Source organism: Paraburkholderia sp. BL18I3N2 (assembly GCF_003001875.1).
Taxonomy (GTDB): domain Bacteria; phylum Pseudomonadota; class Gammaproteobacteria; order Burkholderiales; family Burkholderiaceae; genus Paraburkholderia; species Paraburkholderia phytofirmans.
On record NZ_PVNC01000014.1, the window covers coordinates 186,613 to 193,037 of the forward strand.

At 60.8% G+C, this 6,425-nt stretch carries 6 protein-coding genes; 2 read left to right on the forward strand and 4 right to left on the reverse strand.

The features are described 5' to 3' along the window. Positions 1-48: 48 nt before the first annotated feature. Positions 49-1,464 carry a lactate utilization protein B gene (locus B0G75_RS29005; protein ID WP_106313469.1) on the reverse strand — a complete coding sequence of 472 codons (1,416 nt, stop codon included), beginning with the start codon at positions 1,462-1,464 and terminating at the stop codon, positions 49-51. Between the two features lie 100 nt (positions 1,465-1,564). Next, the gene (locus tag B0G75_RS29010) at positions 1,565-2,287 is read right to left on the reverse strand and encodes a (Fe-S)-binding protein (protein ID WP_106313470.1); all 723 of its coding nucleotides are present in this window, start codon (positions 2,285-2,287) and stop codon (positions 1,565-1,567) included. 178 nt (positions 2,288-2,465) lie between these two features. Here B0G75_RS29010 and B0G75_RS29015 point away from each other — a divergent pair, with 178 nt between their 5' ends. Beyond that, the gene (locus B0G75_RS29015) at positions 2,466-3,272 is read left to right on the forward strand and encodes an IclR family transcriptional regulator (protein WP_012433574.1); all 807 of its coding nucleotides are present in this window, start codon (positions 2,466-2,468) and stop codon (positions 3,270-3,272) included. Positions 3,273-3,376: 104 nt separating this feature from the next. On the opposite strand, the gene pbpG is transcribed toward B0G75_RS29015, so the two are convergent. Next, positions 3,377-4,564, reverse strand: a complete 1,188-nt coding sequence (gene pbpG, locus B0G75_RS29020; protein WP_106313471.1) for a D-alanyl-D-alanine endopeptidase — start codon at positions 4,562-4,564, stop codon at positions 3,377-3,379. Positions 4,565-5,341: 777 nt separating this feature from the next. Here pbpG and B0G75_RS29025 point away from each other — a divergent pair. Further along, positions 5,342-5,914: a phasin family protein gene (locus tag B0G75_RS29025; RefSeq protein WP_012433576.1), complete on the forward strand. Its 573-nt coding sequence runs from the start codon at positions 5,342-5,344 to the stop codon at positions 5,912-5,914. A gap of 355 nt (positions 5,915-6,269) precedes the next feature. On the opposite strand, the gene B0G75_RS40300 is transcribed toward B0G75_RS29025, so the two are convergent. Beyond that, positions 6,270-6,425, reverse strand: a 156-nt coding sequence (locus tag B0G75_RS40300) for a hypothetical protein (RefSeq protein ID WP_133254501.1), incomplete at its 5' end; no start/stop codon positions are given.

Consider the following 6,425-nt stretch of genomic DNA (forward strand, 5'->3'; position numbering starts at 1 on the left):
CGAGTGAATAGCAAAAGACGAGAGCAATGTCGGCCCACCGACGCCCGCTCAGCCAATATGGCTGCGCTGCGCCGCGTACAACTCCCTGAACGTCCGACCGACAGGAGCGGGCATATCCCGCGTATTGGTCCAGCCCGCGCCGCCCAGCGGCAGCTTGGCGATTGACCGGTTTTTCCCGCCCATGCGTTCCAGCACACGAACAGCCAGTTTAGTGAGAAGCGCATAAGCATCCGGGTGCAGCGCCAGGAAACCCCATGCGGCGAGGCCAGCGCGCTCTTTCCACGGCCGCAGACGCCGCTCCACCTGCCTCTCGCGCAGCTTGCGCAACAGATCGGATAGCGGAATCCCCACGGGGCACACGCTGTTGCACTCGCCGCACAAGGTCGCGGCCTGCGGCAGATCCAGCGCCTTGTCGATGCCCACGTAGCTCGGCGTCAATACCGAACCCATCGGGCCGGGATAGACCCAGCCGTATGCATGGCCGCCCACCTTCTGATACACCGGGCAATGGTTCATGCACGCGCCGCAGCGGATGCATCTCAGCATTTCCTGGAAGTCGCCGCCGATCAGTCCCGTGCGCCCGCCGTCGACCAGCACCACGTACATATGCTCGGGGCCGTCCTGGTCACCTTCGCCGCGCGGCCCCGTCAACACGGAAAAATAGTTCGAGGTGGCCTGCCCGGTCGCCGAGCGCGGCAAGAGACGCATCGCCGTGGCCAGGTCTTCGAGTGTGGGCAGCACTTTCTCGATGCCCGTCACCGCCACGTGCACGCGTGGCATCACGGTGCACATGCCCTCGTTGCCCTCGTTCGTGACCAGCACGACCGAGCCCGTTTCCGCCACCACAAAATTGCCGCCGGTCACGCCCATGTCCGCGGTCATGAAATGCGGACGCAGCATCTCGCGCGCTTCGCGCGTCATGTCGGTGATTTCGGTCAGGCGTGGGCGATGGTGAGTCTTCGCAAACAGGTCGGCGATCTCGTCCTTATCTTTATGGACGACCGGCGCGATGATGTGGCTCGGCGGCTCGTTGTCGTTGATCTGCAGAATGTACTCACCCAGATCGGTTTCGATGGATTGCACGCCCATCTGCCCGAGCACTTCATTCAGGCGCATTTCTTCGGTGACCATCGACTTGGTCTTGATCACCTTTTTTACCTCGTGCCGGCGCGCAATGTCGCCGACGAGCCGCGCGGCCTCTTGTGTCGTCTCGGCGAACAGCACCGTCACGCCGCGCCGGGCCGCTTCGCGCTCGAAGGTTTTCAGCCACACGTCGAGATCTTCCAGCGCGCGATTGCGGCGCTCCTTCAGGGCGGCGCGCGTGGCGGGAAAATCGATCGCGGTCATGGCCGTGGCGCGGGCCGACACGAACTTGGTCGACAGCTTGGTGAGATTCTGCTGCAGACGCTGGTCGGCAAGTTTCTGACCGGCACGTGCTTTGAATTGCATCGATTGGACTTGCATGGCGGCCTTATGCGTAATCAGGCAAAGCGGGCGAACCGCGAGTTAGGACGAGTCAAGCGCGCATATCTGGATAAGGACGGGGCACGTGTAGCCACCCGCGTTATACGTCGCCAGCCAGCACCTGCGCGATGTGCAGCACGCGCGTGGTCGCGTCGCCGGTCCGCCGCAAACGGCCCTCGATGTTGAGCATGCAGCCGAGATCGCCAAGCACGACCGCGCCGGTGCCGCTGGCCCGAATATTCGCGCATTTTTCGTCGACGATCGCGGTCGAGATATCGCCGTACTTGACCGCGAAGGTGCCGCCGAAGCCGCAGCAATGCTCGCAATCCTTCATCTCGTTCACCGTCACGCCGACCTGCGCCAGCAAGGCGCGCGGCTGCGCCTTCACGCCGAGCTCACGCAGCCCGGAGCAGGAATCGTGGTACGTGACCTGACCCGCGAACTCGCCCGGCCGCAACTGCACTTTGGCCACGTTCACGAGGAAATCGGTCAGCTCGAACACCTTGGCGCGCAGCCGGCCGAAGCGGTTCATCAGTTCGGGATCGTCGGCGAAGAGGTCGCCGTAATGCGCTCGGATCATGCCGCCGCACGAACCGGACGGGACCACGACGTAATCGAACTGCTCGAACTCGCGCAAGGTCTTCTCGGCCAGATCGCGCGCGATGCGCCGCTCCCCGGAGTTGTACGCCGGTTGCCCGCAACAGGTTTGCGCTGGCGGGACCATCACCTCGAATCCGGCGCCGTCGATCAGCTTGATGACCGAAAAACCGATCTCGGGACGCATCAGGTCGATCAGGCAGGTAACGAACAATCCGACTCGCATGAGCCCTCCTTCGGGAAAACGTCCCTGATTATCCGCTGTTTGCCGCACAATACCAACGGCCGGAAGGCATAGGACGAAAGCGACTTAATTTGGAATACACGTTCCAACTGCTTTCCATCTTTTCACAATACGGGATACAATCAATTTCCGCTGTTTGACGCGTCAACCGATTCCTCCCATGAGCGATACGAACCCGGATCCCAAAACTTCGATCCAGGTGATCGAACGCATGATGCGCTTGCTCGACGCACTCGCTGCGCATAGCGACCCGGTCAGCCTGAAAGAACTCGCCATCCGCACGGAGCTGCATCCGTCCACCGCGCACCGCATCCTGAACGATATGGTGATGTGCCGGCTGGTCGACCGGTCGGATCCCGGCACTTACCGTCTCGGCATGCGCCTGCTCGAACTGGGCAATCTGGTGAAGGCGCGCCTGTCGGTGCGCGACGCGGCGCTCACGCCGATGCGCGAACTGCATCGTCAGACTGGCCAGACCGTGAATCTGTCGGTGCGTCAGGGCGACGAGATCGTCTATATCGAGCGCGCTTATTCGGAGCGTTCCGGCATGCAGGTGGTGCGCGCCATCGGCGGACGGGCGCCGTTGCATCTGACCTCGGTAGGCAAGCTGTTCCTCGCCGCCGACGAATCCACCCGCGTGCGAGCCTACGCCACGCGCACCGGTTTGTCGGGCCACACGCAGAACAGCATCACCGACCTGACCAAACTGGAGCGTGAGTTGTCGCATGTGCGCCAGCAGGCGTGCGCGCGCGACAACGAAGAACTGGAACTCGGCGTGCGCTGCATCGCCGCCGGTATCTACGACGACACCGGCAAGCTGGTTGCCGGTCTGTCGCTGTCGGCGCCGGCGGATCGCCTGCAAGACTCCTGGATTGGCCAGCTGAGCCAGACCGCGTTGATGATCTCGGCGTCGCTCGGCTATCGGCCGCAACCCGCGCAGGACCATTCGCACAGCCATCACGCGTAAGCCGGCACTTCACATCCTCCGTGCAAAACAAAAAGCCTCGCATTTTTTGCGAGGCTTTTTGTTTTCATGCGGCCGGTCCAACAACCGGCCGCTGAGGCAACGCTTCAGGTACCCGGGCCGCCGGCGTCCGCGCTGGTAATGCGCGCCTGGTCGCCGCCGTTATCCAGCCACGTGCGCAGACGCGTGGCGTCCGCGAATCGCGAATACTTGCCCGACGAGTCGAGCAGCACCATGATCATCGGACGGCCGTGAATGGTCGCCTGCATCACGAGGCACTCGCCCGCTTCGTTGATGAAGCCGGTCTTTTGCAGACCGATGTCCCACGTCGGGTTACGCACCAGCGCATTGGTGCTGTTGTACGCCAGCGAGCGCTTGCCGGTGTACACCTCGTAGCTGTGGTCGGTCGAGAACCTGCGGATCACCGGATATTGATACGCCGCGTTGACCATCTTCACGAGATCGCGCGCGCTCGACACGTTCTGGCTCGTCAAACCCGTGGGGTTTTCAAAGTGCGTGTCGGTCATGCCGAGCTGCTTGGCCTTCGCATTCATGGCCGCGAGGAACGCCGGACGGCCGCCCGGGAAATAACGCGACAGCGCCGCGGCCGCGCGATTTTCCGACGCCATCAGCGCAATGTGCAGCATGTCTTCACGCGAAAGCACCGAGCCCACCGACAAACGCGAGCCGGTGTTCTTTTCGTAATCGCGGTCTTCGTCCGTGACTTCGATCTGGTCGGTCATCGGCTCTTTCGAGTCGAGCACCACCATCGCGGTCATCAGCTTGGTGATCGACGCAATCGGCACCACGGCGCGCGAGTTCTTGTCGAACAGCGATTCGCCCGAGTTCTGATCGATCACATACGCGACGCTCGAGCGCAGCATGAGCGCGTCCGGCGTTTCGTGCAGACCGAAAGCCTGGCCAACGCTCGGCTGACGCGGCTCGTACGCGACACGGCGCACCACCGAATGGTGACGGCCGTTCGACGTGTACGTTACGCGCTTGCGCTTGACGCCCGCGCGCGGTGCGTCGTCGTCAGCGGCTACGGTCTTTGCAGCCGCGCCCCTGGTCGCTTTTGAGGCTTTGCTCGACACCTTGGTGTCGGGCGCGGCAGCAGGCTTTTTGGCCGCTTTGGTGTGTTTGGAAGTTTTTGCAGGTGCAGCAGGTGTGGCGGCAAAAGCGCTCACGGGCGTAGCAAACGCCGCTGCGATGACCATGGAGGCGGCCACCGACAGAGCGGTGCTGCGGGCCGCGCCGTGGATCACTTTTAGCGACGAAAACATGTCGGTTTTCATGGGTGTTCGGTAGGGAGCGGCGAGTGGGTTCCGCAAGTGTAGTAAAACAACGAAAAATTAGCAATTTGAAGCACTTATGAGCGCTCCTTAAACCGGCTTGTAAGCTCCGATCGCAAAAACACGAATAAGTGCCACGCATCGATCGAAAAAAACGATCGCCGGCGCGCTACGCCTCGCCGCTGCCGCCATACGCCGGAATCGAGGTGATTCTTCCAGCATAACGGCAATTTCGAGACAACCTTGATCAGGGGAAATACGGTCAGAGCCACGGGCGGTCAAGACCGGCAGAGCAACAGCACGTGGGCCAGCGTCGCGCAGCGAGCTTGTTAAATGCTTGCTGCAAACCGCCAACGCGCATTCGACCAGCATCCAGCATTAACGTTCCGTGACACTTTCTGGTTTACACCGAAACGGCCTTCGAATGCTTTTTTAACAATCGCCGGATGTTACCGTCCCCGCGGTAGCACCTGCTGGCCGGTAAAATTGACCTTACTATTCTGTAATAAATGCGGCATGATTGAGCACCAGTGCGGTGCGGCGGTTAAATTGACCTACGTCACGAGGATGTCATGCCGATCGCATAACACTCTGTTTTATCAGCAGTTTCTTAACATTGTGCGACGCACAAAAAGCGCTTGACATTCTTTGTAGCCATCCTAAAATGGGAACCATTGCTGCGATGCACAATTCATCGCGGTCCGGCGGGACACACCAATGTGTCTCACCATTCACCCAATGCGGTCCGCACAGACAGACCGCGATCCAGGAGCGTAGACCATGACTTTGCTGACCCCTGAGCAATTCGCCGCAGCCCAGAAAGCCAACTTTGAAACGTTGTTCGGCCTGACGACCAAAGCATTCGAAGGCGTCGAAAAGCTGGTTGAGCTGAACCTGCAGGTCGTGAAATCGACGCTCGCGGAAAGCCAGGAAAATGCCCAACGCGCGCTGTCGGTCAAGGACGCGCAGGAATTGCTGGCACTGCAAGCAAGCCTTGCACAGCCGGTGGCTGAAAAGGCGCTGTCGTACGGCCGTCACGTGTACGAAATCGTTTCGGCAACGCAAGGTGAATTCACCCGCGTCGCAGAAGCGCAATTCGAAGAGCAAAACCGCAAGGTGCAATCGCTGGTCGAAAACGTCGCCAAGAATGCACCGGCTGGTTCGGAAACGGCTGTCGCCGTCCTGAAGTCGGCTATCACGGCTGCCAACACCACGTACGACACGGTTCACAAGGCAACGAAGCAAGCTGTCGAAATCGCTGAAAGCAACTTCAATGCAGCTGCAACGGCCGCATCGAAGGCAGCTTCGCAAGCCGCCGCACAAGCATCGCGCTCGGCCAAGAAGGCAGTCTAAGCTTCGGTCGCAAGCATCACGCTTCAAGCATTACCTCACGCCGGCACAGCTCACGAGTTGTGCCGGCGTTACCGCAAGCAACAGCGTCGTGCAGTTGCCGCTCACACGGTGCTAACTGGGCGAACGCTCCGATACGTTGAATAGCGTATCGTTTGCCCGGCGAAAGGCCGGGATTTTTTTATCCCGCACTTTTTCGCCGTCGTCTGAGTCGTTCAGCATCTATTGACGACGCCGTCGTCGTGACGGCAACCGCCCTACTCTGCTGCCCAAAGAAAAAGCGGCGCGCCCTTTACGGGGCGCGCCGCTTTTTTCTTCTTCGAACCCGCCTGCACGAATGCAGACGGACCGAATCGCGTTACTTCTTTTTCTGCGGCGGCAGGTCGGTACAGACGCCTTCATACAACTCGGCGGCCATACCGATCGATTCGCCCAGCGTCGGATGCGGGTGAATCGTCTTGCCGATGTCCGTTGCATCGGCACCCATCTCGACCGCGAGACACACTTCGCTGAT

Bases quoted from the DNA above. Each gene is read 5' to 3' on its own strand.
- B0G75_RS29010 (WP_106313470.1), bottom strand. From the start codon at position 2,287: ATGCGAGTCGGATTGTTCGTTACCTGCCTGATCGACCTGATGCGTCCC.
- pbpG (WP_106313471.1), bottom strand. From the start codon at position 4,564: ATGAAAACCGACATGTTTTCGTCGCTAAAAGTGATCCACGGCGCGGCC.
- B0G75_RS29015 (WP_012433574.1), top strand. From the start codon at position 2,466: ATGAGCGATACGAACCCGGATCCCAAAACTTCGATCCAGGTGATCGAA.
- B0G75_RS29005 (WP_106313469.1), bottom strand. From the start codon at position 1,464: ATGCAAGTCCAATCGATGCAATTCAAAGCACGTGCCGGTCAGAAACTT.
- B0G75_RS29025 (WP_012433576.1), top strand. From the start codon at position 5,342: ATGACTTTGCTGACCCCTGAGCAATTCGCCGCAGCCCAGAAAGCCAAC.